This window comes from Natronococcus sp. A-GB7, assembly GCF_029688865.1.
Lineage (GTDB): Archaea > Halobacteriota > Halobacteria > Halobacteriales > Natrialbaceae > Natronococcus.
In genome coordinates this window covers 144,172-164,277 of the sequence record NZ_JARUKV010000010.1, presented here as the reverse complement: position 1 = coordinate 164,277, position 20,106 = coordinate 144,172, and the positions used below count along the sequence as shown (strand labels likewise).

Here is a 20,106-nt window from a genome sequence, read left to right as displayed (position 1 = left end):
GGTACGGACCGTCCGAAGTCATTTCCGGTGCAACGGCGAACCGTCCTGCGGTCGCACCGACAAATCGTCACGACAGACCGTATCAGTCGCTCGGGTTGGGAACCGACGCCGACTCCCGTTCCGAGTCGGGGCGCTCTCGACGATCGGTCGTCGTCGGTCCCGCCGAGGACTCGGAGAGCAGCGAGGCCGGCGAGTGCCACAGCAGCGGCAGCGTCGCGACGAGCGCCGCGAGCAGCGTCAGAACGAGGCCGCCGGCGAAGACGCCGAGCGCGACCGTCGCCGTCGGCCACGGCTCGAGCGAGATCCCGAAGGCAGTCAGCCGACCCGCCGCGGCGAGGACCTCGAGGGCGGCGATCCCGATCCCGACCGCGGCGGCGGCGGCGACGACTCCGATCCGCGCCGCGTCCCCGAGAACGATCGCGAGCACGCGCCCCGGCGAGGCCCCGGTCGCACGGTAGATCGCGAGCGTCCGGCGACGGGCACGGATCGCCCGCGCGAGGACGGCGCTGGTCGCCCCGACGACGGTCACCGCCGCCAGCGCCGTCAGCGCGCCGAGCAGGACCTGGAGGTTCCCCATCGCGTACTCGATCGCCGACTCGACGCCCCCGTCGGACCGGTGGTGGCCGCTGGCGGCGACTGCGCTCACCACGCGGTCGTCGCCGACGACCTCGTACTCCGCGGTCGCCAGCGTCCGGTCCCCGGTCGCGACGGCGACGGCGTGCTCGCCGGGCGGCTGGCGGGAAAGGGTCGCCGTCCGCGTCGCCGTCTCGCCGGGCTCGAGGGTGACCGTCGTTCGGTCGGTCGTCCCGGCGCCCTCGAGCTCGATTGGGGTCTCGAGCGGGCGGTCCCAGGGGTTCTCGAGGTCGACCGTCGCGGTCGGCTGTGCGTGAACCGAGGGCGACGACGGGCTGATCGACAGCGACGTCGCCGGCTCGGGGTCGGCGTCGTGGGCCACCCGGATCGTCCCGTTTCGCTCGCGCTCGCCCGCGTGAACCGTCGCGTCGTACGTGCCGGGAGTCTCCGGCAGTTCGATCCGAGCGACGCCGTCGGTTCCGGTCTCGGCCGTTCGGTTCCCGATCTCGACGGTCGCGTTCGGAACCGGATCCCCGGTGGCCTCACGGACGGGTACCGACAGCGACGCGCCCGTCGGGCCCGACTCCGGTAGCGCGACGGACTCGAGCGGCGGCGCGTCCGCGACGGTGATCGTCGTTCCGTCGTCGCCGACCGACAGCTCGTACTCGCCGGCCTGGGGCGCCGACAGCTCGAACGTCACGGTCCGGCGCTCGTGGCCCTCGAGTTCGACGGTCCGGCGCTGTTCGCTCCCGCCGATCGTCGCCTCGAGCTCCCGGTCGACCGAGTCGGCCGTGGGGTTCCAGACGGTCGCCTCGACGGCGACCGTCTCGCCGGGACGGGCGTGATCCGGCGCCTCGAGATCGACGACCGTCGTCTCCGCGCCGGCCGCCGCAGAGGCGTCGGACGCCCCGGTCGCGGTCGTTCGGATCTGGTTTACCTCGCCCGACTCGAGCCCCGAGAGGTGGCGGGCCGTCGGTAGCGAGACCAGCAGCTGGTGGTCCGCGAACCCGCCGGTTTCGACGGTGCCGACGACGGTCACCACGCCCATCGCGGGCTCGGTACTCCCGCCGACCGCGAGCTCGTCGCCGGGTTCGACCTCGAGGGCGTCGGCCAGCTCGACGCCCACGACGGCCTCCTCGCCGCCCGCTGGCGGCTCTCCGTCGGCGATCCGGGCGTCGGAGACGGACTCGAACGCAGCGTAGTCGACCCCGCGGACGAGGTACGGCTCCTCGCCGTGGCTCGCAAACAGCAGGATCTCCGGACTGGCGGGGACGCCTCGGTCCGCGAGGGTCTCGGCGTAGTCGGCCGACACCCGACTCTCGGCCGGGTGCGAGGCGTCGGGATCGGCGACCGTCGTGCCGGCCGTCGACAGCGAGGCGCCGATCGTCCCCAGCGACGCGACGAGCAGGACGATCACCGCGAACGTCGACAGCGTCGCCGCCGTCGGGACGACCGTCCGCGCTGCGAGCACCGTCGGTCCGAGGCGGCTTCGGACGCCGCCACCGATGCGTCGAAGCCGACCGCTCGGCGGGCTCGAGTCCCCTCCGTGGCCGTCCCGACCGACCCGTGCGGGCGGTTTCGTCGTCGCGGCGCGAGCCGTAACGTAGCCCGTCGCTATCCCGACGAGGGTGATCACGGCGAGCATCGCGGCGACGAACCGGACGAGATCGGGCGTCACCGTCACCGACAGGGTCGTCGGCAGGCCGACCACCACCGCCGCGGTGACCGCCGCATTGGTGACGACGACGCCGATCGCGTAGCCGAGGACGCCGCCAGCGGCCGCGATCGCCCCGGCTCGCGCCGCGAGCGCGATCCGGATTCGCCGCGGCGACGCGCCCGTCGCCCTGGCCACCCGGATCGTTCGCGCGCGATCCCGGATCGTCATCCGAACGACGCTCGAGAGCGTCACGGCGACGAGCACGCCGGCGGCGGCGACCCCGGTCCGGACGATTCCGAGGACGTCGTCGGCGCCCTGGGTGAAGAACTCGAGGGCCCCCACCAGCGGGGCGCCTTCGTGGTCCTCGTTCCCGTCCCCGTCGGTCGGCGAGACGACGAGCGCGCCCGTCGGTCCGACCTCCTCGAGGGTCTCGGGTGTCGTCCGCAGCCACGTCGGAGGGACGACCGCGTCCGAGGCGTTCGCAGGTTCGACCGTCGTCGCCGCCGTTCCCTCGCTCCCCTCGAGGCGCCACGTCTCCCCCTCGGCATCGGGAGCGACGGTGCCGTCGGGCTGGGCAGGGAGTCCGAGCGACGGGGCGTCGACGGGGACCGCGACGATCCGGTGGGTATCACCCTCGGGATCGACGGCGGTCGCCGTCGGAAGCACGACGGCGTCGGGACCCGCCACCTGGCTCGCGCGGTCGACCGAGTCGTAGCCGACGACCGACGCGTTCCCCTCGTGTTCGGCCGCGAGGCTGCGCGTCTGATCGCCGGCGGCGACGACGAGCAGCGAGGCGCCGACCAGCAGCGCCACCGTCAGCGCAATAACCAGCACCGCGAGTCGGTCCCGGCGCGACCAGCGACCGACGAGCACCCGAAGATACGTCATAGCGAGTAGACAGTGCAGTTGTAGGGGGTGTGTCGCCGTAAATAAATGCCGGAGTCGCTCGATCGGCGTCCGTGGACGATCGCTCGTTTCTCTCACCCGAAAACTACAGGATTTGATACAGTACCGCTATAGCGATGATCGTCGTACTGACTATCCGTAGCCATGCCCGCGAGTAATGGGGATTCGGACGACGCGAGCGAATCGTCGGTACTCGAGCGACGCTACGACGATCGGACCCCGGCCAGCGTCGCAGTCGTCGAAACGGTCGCCGCGGCCGAGGGGGTCGATCCGACGGCGATCGAAGACGAGTACGGCGCGACGCTGCTCGACAGCGTCGATCCGAAGGCGCTCGACAGCCTCGTCGGCGACGGCGACGGCAGCGGGACCGTCGCGGCCGAGTTCTTCTTTCTCGAGTACCGCATTCGCGTCGACGACGGCGGGCTGATCCGGATCTTCGAAGACGATCGGTGACAGTTCCGGTCGGCCGACGGTCTCGGTTCCCGATCGGTCGCTCGAACGAGAGATTTACGGTCCCTGCGCTCGCTCACTCGAGTAGATGCCGACCCAGCGCCGGATGCGGTTCGTCCACGGACAGCTCGCCTGGATGCTCGCGACGATCGTCGCGCTGACGCTGCTGGGGAGCCTCTCCTACGAGCTGTTCTTCGTGCTCTCGCTGATCGGACTGTTGATCGTCACCGAGCTGACCGCACCGGTCAACATCACGCCGGCCTGGCGACGGCGCCTGCTGTGGCTGATCGGGCTCGGCCTCGTCGGGTTCGCGATCATCGTCGTCCGGCGGATCCTCGAGATCCTGCCGCCGGAGGTGCTGCCGTTTTGAACCTTCGAGAGTACGTCACCGACGGCGACGGGATCGACTGGCCCGCCGCGTTGCTGGTCGCCCTCGGCGCCGTCGTCCTCGTCGGACTGTTCGTCGCCGCGACCACCTCCTCGGCCGCGTTCGGCCCGTACAACCCCGCGTGGGACGGGACCGACGACTTCCGAGAGGTGATCCAGACCGACGACGACGTCGAGGGCGAGCTGATCCGGGAGACCGACCGCTACGAGGAGGTCCCCGCCGAGGAGACGACGGCCATCGTCGTCGCCCCCGACGAGCCCTACGGCGCGGCCGACGCTGCCCGCGTCCAGGAGTTCGTCGGAAACGGCGGCACCTTAGTGGTCCTCGAGAACTACGGCACCGACGCGAACGGCCTGCTCGACGCCGTCGGCGCCGACGCGCGCACGAACGGGAGCGTCCTGCTCGACGAACAGAGCCACGATCAGGGGCCGGCGATGCCGATCGCTACGGCGACGGCCAACCACGAACGGACCGCCGGCGTCGACCAGCTCACGCTCAACCACGCGACGGCCGTCGATCCGAACGGCGCGACGCCCCTGATCGGGACCAGCGACTACGCCCACCTCGCCGACTCGCCGGGGACGGAGCTCGAGGACGACACCGCGTTCGACGCCTACCCCGTCGCAACCGTCGAGGACGTCGGCAGCGGCGAGGTCGTCGTCGTCGGCGACCCGAGCATCACGATCAACGCGATGTACGGCGAACCCGACAACGCGGCGTTTCTCCAGCGCCAGTACGCCGACGACGATCACGTTCTGCTCGATCTGAGCCACGGCGAGGAGCTCCCGCCGCTGGCGAGCATTACCCTGACCCTGCGGGAGCTACCGGCGCTGCAGGCGATCGTCGGGCTGTTCGCCGTCGTCGCCGTCATCGGCGCCTCGAACCGAACCTTCCGGGACGGCGTCGGAGCCGTCCGCGACCGACTCGGCTCCGACGGCGTGTCCGGATCGGAGCTATCGGACGCCGAACGGGCCGAACTGCTCCGGGAGCGCCACCCCAACTGGGACGACGAGCGGATCCGAGAAACGATAACAGCGCTTAACCGTTCCCGCTCGAAACACGAGGATCGATGAGCGAGACGGACCGGAACTGGCCCTTCGCGGACGATCCACAGACGGTGTACGAGAAGATCAGGACCGAGACCGGGCGGGTCCTGGTCGGCAACGAGGAGGCGATCGAACACCTGACGATCGCGCTGCTGACGCGGGGCCACCTCCTGCTCGAGGGCGTCCCCGGCGTCGCCAAGACGACGATCGCGAACCTGCTGGCGCGGGCGACCGGGCTCGACTACCAGCGCATCCAGATGACCCCCGACATCCTGCCGGCCGACATCACCGGCACCCAGATCTACCGGGAGCCGACCGGCCAGTTCGAACTCCAGCGGGGGCCGGTGTTCTCGAACCTCGTCGTCGCCGACGAGATCAACCGCGCGACGCCGAAGACCCAGTCGGCGCTGCTCGAGGCGATGCAGGAACGAACGGTCACGATCGAGGGCCAGACGCTGGCCCTGCCGGAGCCGTTCATGGTCGTCGCGACCCAGAACCCGATCGAGATGGAGGGCGTCTTCGAGCTGCCGGAGGCCCAGCGGGACCGATTCATGTTCAAGCTCACGATCGGGTTGCCGGACCGCGAGGAGGAGACGGAGCTGCTTCGGCGGTTCGACGAGGAACCCGAACTGAGCCCGGCGACGATCGACCAGGCGGTCCAGACCGAGGACATCCGCGGAGCCCGAAAGGCCGTCACCGAGGTCCACGTCGCCGACCCGGTCAAGGAGTACGTTCTCGACCTCGTCGCCGCGACCCGGGACCACCCCGACGTCAGCTACGGCGTCTCCCCGCGAGCGTCGCTCGCCTTCCTCGAGGGTGTCAAGGCTCGTGCGGCGATCCGCGGCCGCAAGTACGCGACGCCCGCGGACGTCAAGGCCCTCACGGAGCCGGTTCTGGTCCACCGTCTCGTCCTGGACACGGAGGCCGAACTGAGCGACGTCAGCCCCGAGAACGTCGTCGAGGAGATCCTCGACACCGTTACGGTCCCGGACACCGACGACCTCGGTGGAAAACCGACGCCGAACTAGCGGTCCGTTTTCGCAGGCGGTCTGCGGTGCCGGTTCCCCGGATCGACTCGAGGAGGGCTCGCGGCCGCTCCGGAACTATAGTAACGACTGAGACTGTCTGCACACCGATCGCACAGCAGTCGTGCGATCGGATGCGCGCTGACTTCCAACGGCTGTTATAACTCCTCGGTAGCTAGTAGCACGGTTTCGTCGTCCAGAACCGCTGTGAAATTCGCGTTGCGTACAGGCGATCTATTGGGAAACCAAGGCGACCCCGATAATTGCGAACGCTATCCCGGCAAATCTGGTTATCGTCACTTGGTCTCCGAGGATGATCATACCGATGAGAGCCGCGACGACGAAGTACATCGCACCGAGAGTAGAGACGACCGTTGTCGACCCTCCGGAAAGACCGACGTACATCGAGATCAGGCCGATTCCGGTGAACAATCCGGCCACGCCGGCGAGCAGCCCTCCTTTCGCGGTAATGGCGAGCGATGCGTCCGAAACGAGGACGTAGCCGAGTGCAAGGGGTCCCGCAACGAGATAGGAGATTGCGGCGGCCGTCCTCGGGTCGATAGACTCCGACGCAGCGTTGCCCAGGACGACCCAGATTCCCCAGGTTACCATCGTAATCGAACCGAAGAACACGGCCGAATCTATTTCAGGGAAACCCATTATGATTCGACGTAACGGCCGAACAGTGACGCCCAGAGACGCTCGAAGCGACTGGCATAGAACGGTGGGGTGTTCCCGGCGGGGAGGTAGAATTTCGGTTCGGTGTCGCTGCCTCGGTCACCGGCGTGGTATCGCTGTGCCATACACGATACGTACCGACTGTACCCGAATCGCTCTCTCTCTTAATCGAATAATCCATTTATATCGGGTCTAGATATATCTCGCGCGTTCCCGACCGCCTTCGAGAGTGCTCGGTGGAGACCGCGAGGACGACGAGAACAAGCAAGAGGAACGAGTATCGCCCGGAGCGCTCCAGGACGGTTTCCGGTGGGCGTTCTTCCTCGTTCCGAGTGGCGTGTCGCCAACTCCGCCGGACCGCTCTCTTACCTGGATCGCTGCCCGACCGCCGAGCGCAGACTCTGGACCGAGCGTGTCGCTGACTCCGATTCGGAACGCACCGTCAGTGCTCCCGCACACTCTGTCTGCAGCAAACTGGTTCTGACAGTTGCCAGGGACTTCGACGGATATACATGCTCATATATTACAGACACCTACTCTGTAGAACAGTGACTGACATCAAAGCAGTTGTCCGAATCGAGCACCCTGACATCGTGCTCACGAAGACAGTCACTCACGATCAGAGCTCGGAAGTCAAGTCGGTGTTAGAGGCTGGAACTGACCCTACGTCGGGGAAGTTCTTCTACCGCATCCAGTCATCCGATTTCCGCCAGTTCGAAGACGGATTGCGGAACGATCACACCATCGGCGAATTCGAACGAGTTATCGAGACCAGAGACGGGAAGGCGATCTATAGCTTCGAGTATACGAACGAAGCGAAGATCATCTCACCGATCATTTCGACCGCGAACGGCGTCATACTCGATATGAAAAACGACGGCAACGGGTGGGTTCTAACAGTATGGATGCCCGACCGGACGAATCTGGCTCCACTATGGGAGTACGCGGAACAGAACGACGTCGAGATCGAGTTGCTGCGCGTAAACGAGTACGCCAGTTTAGGGAAGACGGACGCAGGATTGACCGATAGCCAACGAGAGGCACTCCTCGTCGCACTCGACAAAGGGTATTTCGAAGAACCACGGAACGCAACTCTCGGCGACGTCGCCGCTACGCTGGATATCTCTCAACCTGCAGCTAGCGGCCTCCTTCGCCGTGGGACCAAACGACTCGTCGTTTCTTCACTGGTGGACGACAGCGAAAAGCCAGAGTGATCGACGGCTACTCGGTGCAGTAGCGACGAGGGCGGGGACGATGTCTCTTCGTCAGCGTCCCAGAACGAGCGTCGTGACCGAAACGCGCTCTGTACTCACCACCCCGCGAAGGACAGCTATCGAAGCTGGTGGAATCGTCGGGGGGTCAGTACGCAGTTCGCGATAGCGAATCGACCCACTCGTATTCACGGTTCGGAGTGAACGCCAGAACTGTACCGGCGACTACAGGGACAGCAGCCGTGTTACTCGTCAGCGTCGAACTCGAGGTCCTCGCCGGGTTCCTCGTCAGTCGGTTCGTCCTCGTCCGTCCCGTCTTCCTCGGCCGCATCGTCCGGCTCGAACCGGCACGTGACGAGCCAGTCGGCGCGGTCGTCGCCGGCGTCGACCTCGAGCGTGACCGGACGATCGAGTCCGACCGCCAGCCCGACGGCGAGAAACGAGGCGATCGGGTGATCGAACCGATCGACGGCGCCGAAGGCGCTGCCCGTGATCGCGACGGTGATCCGTCCCGCGGCCGCGTCGACGTCGGGATCGGCGCCGTCAGCGAGTTCGAACCCCTCGACGAGGCCGTCGGCGAGCTGCACTGCGAGCGGCTCGGGTCGGCTCGCGAGTTCGCCCGACAGCGTCCGCTGGAACTCGTCGAACAGCGTCGCCCCGGTCGGCGCCACGAGCAGTCCCCGCTGGTCGCGCTCGACGAGCACCGGCCCGTCGGCGTCCGTCGGTGGCTCGAACGCGGCGTCGGCGGGGACGTAGAGCCGGGCGGTGTCGGTTCGCTCGTCGGGGACGTACACCCGGTCATCGCGCAGGCCGAGCTCGGCCGCGAGCGAGTCGCCGTTGGCCGCCCAGGCGGCGTAGACGCGCTCGCCGACCGAGGCGGCGACGAACTGCCCGGGCGTCAGGTAGTAGGTCAGCAGGCCGCCGAACAGTCCCGTCGCTCCCAGCGCGAGGAGGATCTCGCGGCTCCCGGGGAAGAGCACGCCGCCCGCGACCGCACAGAGCCCGATTCCGACGAGTCCGAGGGCCGTCCGCCGGTACTTCGAGCGCCGAGCGCGGGCGTGTTGTGCTCGAAGCCGTCGGTTCTCCTCGGCGAGCAGCTCGGCCCGAGCCTCGGCTCGCTCGAGTCGGTCGGCCGTCTCGGCCGCCGTCCCCTCGGGGGCAGTCTCCGTCTCGGTTCGATCGCGTGATTCGAAGTCGTGTGTACTCATTCGTCGGTAGTGGAGGATGGTTCGTCGTCGACGAGACCGAGCGCGACCAGCCCGTACCGGTACGCCCCGTAGCTCGCGAGCGCGACCGCTCCGGCGGTAACCCCGGCGGCCTGCCACAGCGACAGCGAGACCACCGCGAGCCAGCTCACGGCGCCCAGTCCGGCGACGGCCAGCAGCGTTCCGGCGGCGGTTCGAAGCGGCGCTCGGGTCCGCAGGACGGGGGCGACGAGAAGCGTGACCAGCCCGGCCTCGACGATGATAAACGAAAGCGGATCGATCCCGTCCGGAAACAGCGCCAGCAGCAGTACGTGTCCGACGGCGACGGCGTACGGCGTTCCGAACCCGTACCACAGCAGGGCCGTCGCGATCCCGGCGCCGACGCCGGGCGGACCGGCCGCCGCGCCGAAGGTCGCGACGAGCGCGATCGTGCCGAGGGCGGTCGACCACGGCGACGGCCGCTCCGTGAGGAACGTCGACTCGACGTGGCTCCCCGTCGGGTAGTCGGTCATCGGATCGCACCCCGCGATCGCGCACGCGTCGTCTCGAGGACGGCCGACAGCCGCTCCTGCGGGGCGACCTCGAACGCCGTGACCGCGTCCATTCGGTCGAGGTCGCGTCGCAGCTCCTCGAACTCGAGGTAGCTGTCGGCGACCCGATCGGGGTCGCCGACCCCGTCGCTCGCGAACAGCACCGATGGGGTCAGCAACAGCAGGACCTCGCTCCCTCGAGCGCGGGCGAACCGGACCGTCTCGTACAGCGTCTCCGGATCCGAGTCGTCCGTACAGATGACTGTCCACTGACGGCTGTCCTGGCCGCCGAGCGCCGTTCGGACTGCCCCCAGCAGCGGCTCGGAGTCGAACCGAACGTCGTACCTTGTCCGGGCCGTGTAGTACGGCTCGAGCGTTCGCGCGAACGGGTCGGTCGAGCCGTCGAGCGCCGATAGGGCCGCCCGGGGACGGGTCGGTGACGGCGCGAATCCCGGAATCGAGTGGCTGCGCCCGCTCGTCTCCGAGGGGGGTTCGTCGCCGTCCGTTCCGGTCGGCTCGAGGTCGAGCAGCCGTCGCCGGATCGACAGGTACGCCGCTGGCCCCGTCGTGGGGGTGATCCGGGTCGTGATCCCCTCGTCGCCGACGGCGATCAGCCCGAGGGGGTCGTCGAGTTCGCGGGCGTTCGCGGCGACCGCGAGCGCGACTTCCCGGAGGTAGGCGAGCTTCGACTCCCCCGGCGGACCCGCCGCGAGCCCGCCGCGGTGGTCGACGATCAGCATCGTCGGGCGGTGGGTCTCTGTCTCGTACTCGCGGACGTGAAGCGTGTTGAGCCGCGCGGTCGCCTTCCAGTCGATCTCGTCGGCCGAGTCGCCCGGCACGTACTCGCGCAGCTCGGCCGGCTCGAGGCCGGGACCGCGCTGGCCGGCCTCGTGTTCGCCCTGGGCGATCGACACCTCGTCGCCGCCGCGGCCAACGTGGACGGTGTGGGGCCCGCGGGGTTCGACGGTTACCGACGGTCGCGACTCGGCCGGCATCGTCGCCGTAAACAGCCCGTCGGTCGCGGTCACCGACACCGGGTCGAACCGGTGGCGACCCGCGACGGGCCAGGTTACGGCGGTCGTCTCGCGGGTCGTCGCCGTTCCCGGCTCGAGCGACGCCGACAGCGGTGTCGTTGCGCTCGCGCCCGTCGGCACGCCGCCCTCGAACGACAGCAGCAGGCGAGCGGGCGCGTCGAGCGTCGCCTCGAGGGTAACCGGGATCTCGGCGTTCGCCCGGACGGTGTTTGCGGTCGGTAGCTGGCGAACCGTCAGCGAGTCGACCGTATCGGCGACGCCGCGAACGAACAGGAGCTGTCGAACGAGGATCCACGCGCCGAGCAGCACCGTCGCCGCGAGCAACAGCGGTCGGGCGAAGACGGCGGCGAGGACGGCGAGGGCTCCCGCGGTCGCTCCCACCGCCCAGATCTGGCGCGTCGGTCGCATACACCAGTGGTTTTTCGGTGACGTGTTGAACCTACTGGTTGTCCGTCGGGGCGAGCAGACAGGCTTTTGTTCGGCGGCGTGAATTACCGATCGTGAACCAGGTCGTCGTCCGTGCGCTCGTCCTCGCGCTGTTGGCGTGTTCGTTGCCCCTCGCGGCGACCGCCGCGGGCGCTCCCGCCGGCGACTCCTCCCAGTCGGTCGTGGGTGACACGCTCGCGAGCGCGAGCGACCAGCCGGCGGTCAACGAGACGCCCCGCCACCAGAACCCCGACGAGTACGACGAGGCCGGCGACGACGAGGAACTCGAGTCCTGGCTCTCCGACCAGCTCTCCGATCAGCTTCAGGATAGTTCGGTCGCCCTGAGCGAGGGCCAGTACGACCAGGCCCGTGAGCACCTCGGCGACGACTACGACGAACGCCTCGAGCAGTACGCCGAGGTCTCCGGATCGACTGGCGACGACGAGGACGACCCGGTCGAAGCCTACCGGAACGCCTCCGAGTCCCAGGAGCGAATGGCGGACACCATCGAGGAGTACCACGAGACCCGCGCGGAGTACGAGGAGGCGCTACAGGAGGGTGACCAGGAGCGCGCCCACGACCTCGCGCGCGAACTCGAGGCGCTGTCCGACGAGATCGACGAGGCCGGGGAGGACGCCGTCACGAGCTACGAGACGATCGACAACGAGACTGACGAGGACCACTCCGACTCGGTGGCGTCGATCAACGAGAGCCGAAGCGAGATCGAGAGCGAGCAGACGGCCGTCCGCGACGAGCAGTTCGTCGAGACCGAACTCGACCTCGAGGTCGTCGACGAGACGGCGTCGTTCGACGATCCGATGGTCGTCCGCGGCGCGGTCCAAACCGCGGACGGCGAGCCGATCGAGGGCGACCTCGAGATTCGTGTCGAGGACGAGCCCGTCGCCGTCGGCGAGCCGAGCGGCGACTGGTGGGCCGGCGACGAGAGCGACTTCGAGTTCGAGTACCGACCCACCGATCTCGCGCTCGACGAGGAGACGGTGACCGTCGAGTACGTTCCCGACGGCGACACGAACTACCTCGGCGCCGAGCAGGAGGTCGAAGTGACGCCCGAACAGACGACGGCGACGATCGACGATCTGACGGCGACCGACGAGGTCGCCTACGGCGACCCGCTATCGGTCAGCGGAACGGTGACCGCCGCCGGAGAGCCCGTCGACGACGTTCCGGTCGCGATCAGCGTCGACGGCGAACTCCTCGGGACCGTAACCGCCTCGGAGGGGGACTTCGAGGGTGAGGTCGAGACGCCGGCGAACGTCTCTGCCGGCGAGGGGACGGTAACGGCCTCGCTTCCCTACGAGGATCGAACGCTCACTGCGACGCCCGCCGAAGCGCCGATCAGCGTCGTCGAGACCGAAACCGAGCTGACGGCGACGGCGACGGCGATTGGCGAGGAGGAGGTCGCGATCGACGGCAGCCTCGCAACCGAAGACGGCGACCCCCTCGACAACCAGACCCTCGAGGTCCGGGTCGACGGCGTGGCGGCGGAGACGATCGAGACTGACGAGGACGGCGGGATCGCCGGCACCGTCGACACGGGTTCGGTCGACGGCGAGGAGGTTACGGTCGCCGTCAGCTACGACGGCGCCGGATCGAACATGGCCGCGGCAGAGGCCGAGGAGACCGTAACGATGCCCAACGGCGGCGACTCGCTGCCGGTCCCGCAGTCGGCCGTCGTCGGCGTCGGCGCGCTGCTGGGGATCGGGGTGCTCGGACTGGCGGGCTGGTGGCGACGCCGATCGAGGCGAGACGCCCTCGATCGGGCGCCGTCGATCGCGGTCGGCGGCCCCGATCGCGGTCCCGATCCGGCGGTGACACAGGAGCGCATCGACGCCCTGCTCGAACGGGCGACCGAGCAGCTCGCGGACGGTCGAACCGACACTGCGGTTCGAACCGGACACGCCGCCGTCAGACACGCCTACGGAAGCGCGGTCGGTCGGCCCGGTTCGGCGACCCACTGGGAGTTCTACCGGGAGCACGCCGACGACGCCGCGGCCGACGCGGTCCCGCTCCGGGAGCTCGTCGAAACCTACGAGCAGGCCGCCTTCACCCCGGATCCGGTTACCGAGGACCAGGCCGAACACGCCCTCGAGATCGCAGCGCGGCTCTGCGAGGAGGCCGATCTCGAGACGACGGCCGGGTCGGCGTCGGCAGCCGCGTAGGACGGTTCGATCGACCGACTTTTATTGGCCGCTCGTCAACGTCGTACTGAATGGACGATCGACGGTCGCTTCGGCTCCTGATTCCTCGCCCGGTCCGCAGGCTGCCCGCCGACCTCGCGGCGATGCTCGTCGTGACCCTCCTGGTCAACGTCGCCGTCTTCGTTCCCGTCGTTCGGGACACCCCCCTCCGGGTCCCGCTGGGGCTCGCCTTCGCGCTGTTCGTCCCCGGCTACGTCTTCATCGCCGCGCTGTTTCCGGAGGCCGGCGAGTCGCCGACGACCGACGACACAGAGGAGACCGCCCGCTTCTCGGGCGAGTCGATCCGCGCGGGGATCGACGGCATCGAACGCGTCGCGCTCGCGTTCGGGCTGAGCATCGCCATCGTCCCCCTGATCGGCCTCGTGTTGAACTTCACGCCGTGGGGGATCCGACTGACGCCGATCATGCTCTCGCTGTCGGGCTTTACCGTCCTCGCGACTGCCGTCGCGGCCCACCGGCGGTGGGAGCTCCCCGCCGACGAGCGGTTCGCGGTTCCCTACGGCGCGTGGTACGCTGCCGGGCGCTCGGAGCTGCTCGAGCCCGAGACCCGCCTCGACGGCGCCCTGAACGTCCTGTTGGTGCTCTCGATCGTGCTCGCGGTCGGCGTCGTCGGTTTCGCGGTCGTCTCCCCGCCGGCCGGCGAGCAGTTCTCCGCGGTCTACCTCCTCACCGAGGACGACGACGGCGAACTCGTCGCCGACGGCTACCCCACGGAGTTCACCCAGGGCGAGAGCGCCGAGGTCATCGTCGGCGTCGACAACCACGAACACGAGACGACCGACTACACCGTCGTCGCGGTCGAACAGCAGACCGAAACCGTGGTCAACGAGAGCGCCGTCACGGACTCGGCTGCCGAGGACGGGAACCAGACCGCGGTTAACGAAACCGTCGTCACCGAACAACAGGAGCTCGAGCGCTTCGAGACGACGCTGGACCACGACGAGAGCTGGCACCAGACTCACGAACTCGAGCCGACCATGGTCGGCGAGAACGTTCGGATCGTCTGGCTGCTGTTCCCCGACGGCGAGGTGCCCGACGAGCCGACGACCGACGACACCGAGTACCACGTCCACCTCTGGGTCGACGTCGAGGAGCCCTGATCGGCGCTCGCCGCCTCGAGTCCGTCCGAGAGACTCGGACTACCGCCTGCCGATCACCTTCGGCGGAACGACGGGTTGGCAAGTATGTATCGACTAAGGTTGTCATACGAACTTGTATTCCTCCTATCGGTTGCGGTCTGACTAGTGGGAAAGCTTATTACTGGACACGAACTCGTCGAAGGTACCGTGGTGATGACAACGAATACCACGCTACTCGCGCGACGTGACCGATCCCGTATCGAATACCGCGATCCCCTGGTACGACTCCTGTGGCGGCCGAACGCCGATTTCGGCCACACTTGACGTGCGCGTTTTGTACACCGCTGCCGTTCGCTTTTCGAACTCGTTCTCGCGTCGGAACCGGTTCACCGTCGATCGGCGACCAACTATTCGTAGACGTACTCCTCGGCCATCTCGGCGGGCGTGATCACCTCGAGCTCCCCCGCTTCGACGTGCTCCTCGAGCGTCCGAAGCGTCTCCTCGAGCGCCTCGAGCGCGTCCGCCTCCTCGAGCCCGTAGAACGGGATCGCCGTAATACCGCCCCACTCGGCCGTCCACTCGAGCAGGTCAGTTGCCTCACCCGGCTCGGGTGTCTCTGCCATCGAGCAGAGGTGGGGGTTCCCCGCGTACCCCTGCGAGCGCGAGCGGCCCGCGAAGGCGAGGTCGTAGTTGTTCCGGACGAGATCGACGGACTCGTCGGTGTAGCTCGAACCGGGGTACGTGAAAACGCGGACGTCGTCTCCGTAACCCGCCTCGGAGAGCCAGTCGACTGGGTCGACGACGGCGTCCTCGAGCCCGTCCGGATCGATGCTGTCGAGGGGCTGGCCGTTCGCCGGCTGTGCGCCGATCGTCCAGCCGGCGGCAGCGAGATCGTCGACCTGCTTGTGCGTCAGTCGGTCGCCCTCGACCGCTTCGTCCTCGCGGAGGCGGTCGGTCGGGACGAACGCCGTCGCCGGGAGGTCTGCGTCCTCGAGGCGGGGCAGGGCCTCCGTGTAGTGTGTCTCGTACCCGCCGTGGAACTGGAGCAACACCGTCCCCTGGGTCGGTCGAGGAACGAAGTGGAAGTCGTCGACCCACTGGCGGCCTTCGGCGTCGTCGCCGAACCAGCGGATCACCTGCAGGACGACGACCTCGCTCAGGTCGGGCTCGCCCCGGATCCGGGTGATGCCGAAGTTGTGACGCGTCAGCGACGTTCCGCCCGCGAACCCCTGGCTGTACTCGACGTAGTGGGCGTCGGCGTCCTGGAGCTGGATGCGTACGACGCCGGACTCCGTGTCAGTGGCCAGGTCGAGCCCGGGCGCGACCTCCCGAACGTCGATCGGCTCCTCGAGCTCGCGGCGAACCCGGACCTGTCCTCGTGATTCGACCGACGCCGTGAGCAGCGCCGACTGGGAGCCCAGCGAGGCGCGACTCGAGTCGGCCTCGAGTGTGCCGATGTCCTGCCACTCCCACCACTCCTCGAGCTCCTCGAAGTCGTCGAAGGTGCCGACCAGTTCGGGGTATTCCTCTTCGTCGTCGTCCTCGGGACCTCCCTCGTCGTCGCCGTTCTCGGAATCTTTGTCGTCCGACGTCTCGTTGGTTGGCTCCGTCCCGCCGCCATCAGCCCGTTCGTCGCTCGTGTCCGGTTCTCCGGGGCCGCCGAGTTCGGTACAGCCGGCGAGAACGGTCGCCGCTCCGATCGCGAGGTAGGTCCGTCGGTCCATCGTTCGTCGAACCCACACCCGGGGTCGGGGGTTTGTTATGCTTCCAGTATCGCCGCCGGATCGATCCGTACGCCCCCCATACTTCGAGCGATCGACCTACTCGCCCGAACGTGGTCGTCGGTAGCCGTCATCGGAGACGAGCTTCGCCGTCCGCTACCAGACGAGCCACTCGAGTGCGAGCACGAGCGCGGCCAGAAAGACGTGTTCGCCGTCGACGATCCCGCCGTAGAACAGCGGCCCGCGATCCCGGCTCGCGAAGGGGATGTAACAGCCGACGTAGCCGTGGAAGGCGAGCAGGGCGAGGAACCGGGCGTCGAGGACGCCCGTCGCGACGACGCTGACGACGCCGACCGCGACGGCGACGTTGGCGAGCTGGGCGACGATCCGGGTCCAGCGCGGGCCGAACGCCGTCGGGATCGTCGCGATCCCCTCCTTGCGGTCGCCCTCGATGTCCTTGACGTCGAAGATCGCCGCGGCGATAGTGATCATGCTCCCGATGTAGACGGCGAGAAAGAGCACCTCGCGGGTCCACAGCTGTTCGTAGTAGACCCCGACCCCGAGCGGGATCACCGCCCAGGCGAAACCGACGAAGAGGTTCTTCACGAGGAAGACCCGCTTGACCCCGAGGGTGTACAGCCCGGCGACGACCGCGGGCAACAGCAGGTAGCCGGCGCCCGGAAGTTCGAGCGCGACGGCGACGGCGATGGCGCCGAGGTAGAGCCCGACGCCCAGCGCCAGCCAGGCGAGGCCGGCGCGCTCGACGAACGCCGCGCGCCGGGGGACGTTCTCGCGGTCCTCCTCGAGGTCGGTAAAGCGGTTTATGGTGTAGACGAACATCGCCGCCGCGAAGACGATGAAGGCGGGCAGCGCCTCGAGCGGCAGGTCGGCGAGGACGGCCGTCGTGACGACCACGCTTGCGGCCGCGAGCGAGATGAAGAGATTGCTGTGGACCAGGAAGCGGAGCGCGGCGAGCAGCCACGCCGGCAGGTGGTGTCCCTCGCGTGCGGTCGTCGAGGTCGACACTACGACACCGCCTCCGGTCGCCGGCAATCGCGTCGGCTCCGGAGCTGTCCGTCCCGCGTGTCGCGTCTGCCGGGGATACGGAGAGACACCGCTCGCTTCGGGGTAGGAGCCGTACGGAGTCAAACGCTTCGGTACCAGCACTCGAGCTACCGTCAACTACCGGGTATGACGGCACAGGAATAGCGCCGCGCTCACGACGAAGGGCTCGATCGACTACTGGTACTGGGACTCGCGTCGCGCCTGGTACATCAGCTCCCAGACCGCGTCCTCGATCGACTCGGGGTTCTCTTCCTCGAGCTTCTTGTACAGGGACTCGGAGACGTTTACTTCGGGCATCACCTGTGCATACCGCAGCCGAGGTAATAAAAGTACCCTAATACGGAACTGAGTTAATTTCGCTCGAGCGGCGGGGAGCGCCCCGGTCGTGGCAATCACTGCCGGAAGTCGAACGGAAACTGGCAGGATTTAAGCAAGGCCGGGACGGCCGTTCGAATGGTATGAAACTACATGAGTACCAGGCGAAGCAAGTCTTCGCCGACGCCGGGATTCCGACGCCGGAGTCACAGCTCGCTTCGGACGTCGACGGCGTACTGACCGCAGCCGAGGAGATCGGGTATCCGGTCGCGGTCAAGGCACAGGTACAGGTCGGCGGTCGGGGGAAAGCCGGCGGGATCGAACTCGTCGAGAACGAGGAGGAGGCCCGCGAGGCGGCCGAGTCGATCATCGGGATGGACCTCAAGGGCTACCACGTCGACCAGGTTCTCGTCGAGGGAGCGGTCGACTTCGTCGACGAGCTCTACGTCGGCATCACGATGGACCGCGGCGAGGGCAAACCCGTCGCGATGGTCTCGACGAAGGGGGGCGTCAACATCGAGGAGGTCGCCGAGGAGGACCCCGAGGCGATCGCCCGCGAGCACATCGACCCCTCGTTTGGCATGCACCCCTATCAGGCCCGCAAGGCCGTCTACGACGCCGGCGTCGACAAGGCCGTCGCCCGCGACGTCTCGAGCGTGCTGACGACGCTCTACCAGCTCTGGGACGACCGCGACGGCTCCGACGCCGAGATCAACCCGCTGATGGTCACCGACGACGACGAGGTCATCGCGGCCGACGCCGTGATGAACATCGACGAGGACGCGCTGTTCCGCCAGCCCGAACTCGCCGAGATGGAGGCCGAGGCCGCGGGCGGCGGTGACGAGCTCGAGCAGAAAGCCGACGAGTACAACTTCGACTACGTTCGGCTGGAGGGCAACACGGGGATCATCGGCAACGGCGCCGGCCTCGTGATGACCACGCTGGACCTCGTCGACCACTACGGCGGCGAACCCGCGAACTTCCTGGACGTCGGCGGCGGCGCGAAGGCCGACCGCATCGCGAACGCCCTCGATATGGTGTTCTCGGACGACAACGTCGATTCGGTCGTCTTCAACATCTTCGGCGGGATCACCCGCGGCGACGAGGTCGCCAAGGGGATCAACGAAGCCTTAGAGCAGTTCGACGAGATCCCCAAACCGGTCGTCGTCCGCCTCGCGGGGACGAACTGGGAGGAGGGGATGGAGATTCTGAACGAGGACCTCGTGACGGTCGAACAGACCCTCGAGGACGCGGTTCAGCGTGCCGTCGAGTACGCTGAGGAGGGACAAGCATGAGTGTACTAGTCGACGACGACACGCGCGTCGTGGTACAGGGCATCACCGGCGGGGAGGGCAAGTTCCACGCCGAGCAGATGATGGAGTACGGCACGAACGTCGTCGCGGGCGCCGTGCCCGGGAAGGGCGGCCAGGAGGCCGCCGGCGTCCCGGTGTACGACACGGTCCACGAGGCCGTCGAGGAGGAGGACGCCGACACCTCGGTGATCTTCGTCCCGCCGGCGTTCGCCGGCGACGCGATCTTCGAGTCCCTCGATACGGACCTCGAGCTCGCGGTCGCGATCACGGAGGGGATCCCGACCCAGGACATGGCCCGGGTCAACAAGCGTCTCACCGAGACCGATACGCGACTCATCGGTCCGAACTGTCCGGGGCTCATCACCCCCGGCGAGGCCAAGCTGGGCATCCTCCCGGGGAACATCTTCTCGGAGGGGAACGTCGGCCTGGTCTCCCGTTCGGGCACCCTGACCTACCAGGTCGTCGACAACCTCACCAACCGCGGGCTCGGCCAGAGCACCGCGATCGGGATCGGCGGCGACCCCATTATCGGGACGGACTTCGTCGACGCCCTCGAGCTGTTCGAGGACGACCCCGAAACCGACGCCATCGTCATGTGCGGTGAGATCGGCGGCGAGGACGAGGAGGAGGCCGCGGCGTTCATCGACGACTACGTCGAGACGCCCGTCGCGGGCTTCATCGCCGGCCGCACGGCCCCGCCGGGCAAGCGGATGGGCCACGCGGGCGCCATCGTCTCCGGCTCCGGAACCGGTACCGCCGAAAGCAAGATCTCGGCGCTGAACGACGCGGGCGTCCCCGTCGGCGACACCCCCGAGGAGGTCGCCGACCACATCGAAGAGTTCCTCGCGTAACCCGGAACTCCGTCGTTCGGTAGCGAGCGAACGCGAACGACGAACGTTCGTCGATCGCACGTTTTTTTCTCGTCGTTCGTCTCGAGGCGAGCATCGAGTCCGACCCGTACGTGAGTCCGTCGACCGTTTGCGGAGAGGGAGACTCGAACCGGCCGCAGGATCGACGAGCCGTCGTCACCCGCTCGAGATCGTCGACTCTGATCGGTAGTACCTGCGGAACGTCAGCTTTCGAGCCGCACCAGGAACCGTGTGAGTAGAAACCGTCGCTCGAGCTGGACACATAGCTAGCAACAAAGCTTATTACAGTACGCGGACTCGTCGATACTATGGTGGTGATGACAACGAATCCCACGCTACCCGCACACACTGGATACGGCGATACCGCCCCTCTGTGAGTTCGTGAGGCTCCTGACG

The 20,106-nt window shown here is 67.9% G+C and carries 17 protein-coding genes; 9 read left to right on the top strand and 8 right to left on the bottom strand.

Annotation, left to right across the window (positions count from 1 at the left end; all coding sequences use genetic code 11):
* Positions 1–82 precede the first annotated feature (82 nt).
* Complete coding sequence (locus QA609_RS11340) at positions 83–3,118, bottom strand: FtsX-like permease family protein (protein ID WP_278302714.1); 3,036 nt, start codon at positions 3,116–3,118, stop codon at positions 83–85.
* Positions 3,119–3,280: 162 nt separating this feature from the next.
* Here QA609_RS11340 and QA609_RS11335 point away from each other — a divergent pair, with 162 nt between their 5' ends.
* The 4 genes from QA609_RS11335 to QA609_RS11320 all read left to right on the top strand — a co-directional run bounded on the left by QA609_RS11335 (position 3,281) and on the right by QA609_RS11320 (position 6,048).
* Entirely contained in the window at positions 3,281–3,589 is a 309-nt protein-coding gene (locus tag QA609_RS11335) for a HalOD1 output domain-containing protein (RefSeq protein ID WP_278302713.1), read from the top strand.
* Positions 3,590–3,674: 85 nt separating this feature from the next.
* Positions 3,675–3,956, top strand: coding sequence for a hypothetical protein (locus QA609_RS11330; protein WP_278302712.1), 282 nt, complete (start codon positions 3,675–3,677; stop codon positions 3,954–3,956).
* Complete coding sequence (locus tag QA609_RS11325) at positions 3,953–5,047, top strand: DUF4350 domain-containing protein (protein ID WP_278302711.1); 1,095 nt, start codon at positions 3,953–3,955, stop codon at positions 5,045–5,047. Before QA609_RS11330 ends, QA609_RS11325 begins: the two co-directional genes overlap by 4 nt.
* On the top strand, positions 5,044–6,048 hold the full coding sequence (locus QA609_RS11320; RefSeq protein ID WP_278302710.1) for a MoxR family ATPase: 1,005 nt from the start codon (positions 5,044–5,046) through the stop codon (positions 6,046–6,048). Before QA609_RS11325 ends, QA609_RS11320 begins: the two co-directional genes overlap by 4 nt.
* A gap of 231 nt (positions 6,049–6,279) precedes the next feature.
* Here the strand turns inward: QA609_RS11320 and QA609_RS11315 are convergent, their stop codons facing one another.
* Entirely contained in the window at positions 6,280–6,705 is a 426-nt protein-coding gene (locus QA609_RS11315) for a DMT family transporter (protein WP_278302709.1), read from the bottom strand.
* A 566-nt stretch (positions 6,706–7,271) separates the two neighbouring features.
* Between QA609_RS11315 and QA609_RS11310 the strand changes: the two genes are divergently transcribed.
* Complete coding sequence (locus QA609_RS11310; protein ID WP_278302708.1) at positions 7,272–7,937, top strand: helix-turn-helix domain-containing protein; 666 nt, start codon at positions 7,272–7,274, stop codon at positions 7,935–7,937.
* 242 nt (positions 7,938–8,179) lie between these two features.
* On the opposite strand, the gene QA609_RS11305 is transcribed toward QA609_RS11310, so the two are convergent.
* Genes QA609_RS11305 through QA609_RS11295 form a run of 3 tightly spaced genes read right to left on the bottom strand, consistent with a single transcriptional unit; the run spans position 8,180 to position 11,111 of the window.
* On the bottom strand, positions 8,180–9,142 hold the full coding sequence (locus QA609_RS11305; protein ID WP_278302707.1) for a hypothetical protein: 963 nt from the start codon (positions 9,140–9,142) through the stop codon (positions 8,180–8,182).
* Positions 9,139–9,651, bottom strand: coding sequence for a hypothetical protein (locus tag QA609_RS11300; RefSeq protein WP_278302706.1), 513 nt, complete (start codon positions 9,649–9,651; stop codon positions 9,139–9,141). The genes QA609_RS11305 and QA609_RS11300 overlap by 4 nt, the downstream gene beginning before the upstream one ends.
* Complete coding sequence (locus QA609_RS11295) at positions 9,648–11,111, bottom strand: DUF58 domain-containing protein (RefSeq protein WP_278302705.1); 1,464 nt, start codon at positions 11,109–11,111, stop codon at positions 9,648–9,650. The genes QA609_RS11300 and QA609_RS11295 overlap by 4 nt, the downstream gene beginning before the upstream one ends.
* A gap of 92 nt (positions 11,112–11,203) precedes the next feature.
* Between QA609_RS11295 and QA609_RS11290 the strand changes: the two genes are divergently transcribed.
* The gene (locus QA609_RS11290) at positions 11,204–13,309 is read left to right on the top strand and encodes a DUF4129 domain-containing protein (RefSeq protein WP_278302704.1); all 2,106 of its coding nucleotides are present in this window, start codon (positions 11,204–11,206) and stop codon (positions 13,307–13,309) included.
* 50 nt (positions 13,310–13,359) lie between these two features.
* The gene (locus QA609_RS11285; RefSeq protein ID WP_278302703.1) at positions 13,360–14,448 is read left to right on the top strand and encodes a DUF1616 domain-containing protein; all 1,089 of its coding nucleotides are present in this window, start codon (positions 13,360–13,362) and stop codon (positions 14,446–14,448) included.
* Positions 14,449–14,834: 386 nt separating this feature from the next.
* On the opposite strand, the gene QA609_RS11280 is transcribed toward QA609_RS11285, so the two are convergent.
* From QA609_RS11280 to QA609_RS11270, 3 genes are all read right to left on the bottom strand, one after another.
* Entirely contained in the window at positions 14,835–16,151 is a 1,317-nt protein-coding gene (locus QA609_RS11280) for a polysaccharide deacetylase family protein (RefSeq protein ID WP_278302702.1), read from the bottom strand.
* Between the two features lie 153 nt (positions 16,152–16,304).
* A complete protein-coding gene (locus tag QA609_RS11275) occupies positions 16,305–17,174 on the bottom strand; it encodes a UbiA family prenyltransferase (RefSeq protein ID WP_278302701.1) in 870 nt (289 codons plus the stop codon).
* A gap of 213 nt (positions 17,175–17,387) precedes the next feature.
* Positions 17,388–17,510, bottom strand: coding sequence for a hypothetical protein (locus QA609_RS11270; protein ID WP_005558169.1), 123 nt, complete (start codon positions 17,508–17,510; stop codon positions 17,388–17,390).
* A 161-nt stretch (positions 17,511–17,671) separates the two neighbouring features.
* Between QA609_RS11270 and sucC the strand changes: the two genes are divergently transcribed.
* Together sucC and sucD are read left to right on the top strand one after the other, a co-directional pair.
* Positions 17,672–18,823 (top strand): ADP-forming succinate--CoA ligase subunit beta, encoded by a 1,152-nt coding sequence (sucC, locus tag QA609_RS11265; RefSeq protein ID WP_278302700.1) that lies wholly within the window; start codon positions 17,672–17,674, stop codon positions 18,821–18,823.
* Positions 18,820–19,692 (top strand): succinate--CoA ligase subunit alpha, encoded by an 873-nt coding sequence (sucD, locus tag QA609_RS11260; protein ID WP_278302699.1) that lies wholly within the window; start codon positions 18,820–18,822, stop codon positions 19,690–19,692. Before sucC ends, sucD begins: the two co-directional genes overlap by 4 nt.
* The last annotated feature ends 414 nt before the right edge of the window (positions 19,693–20,106 follow it).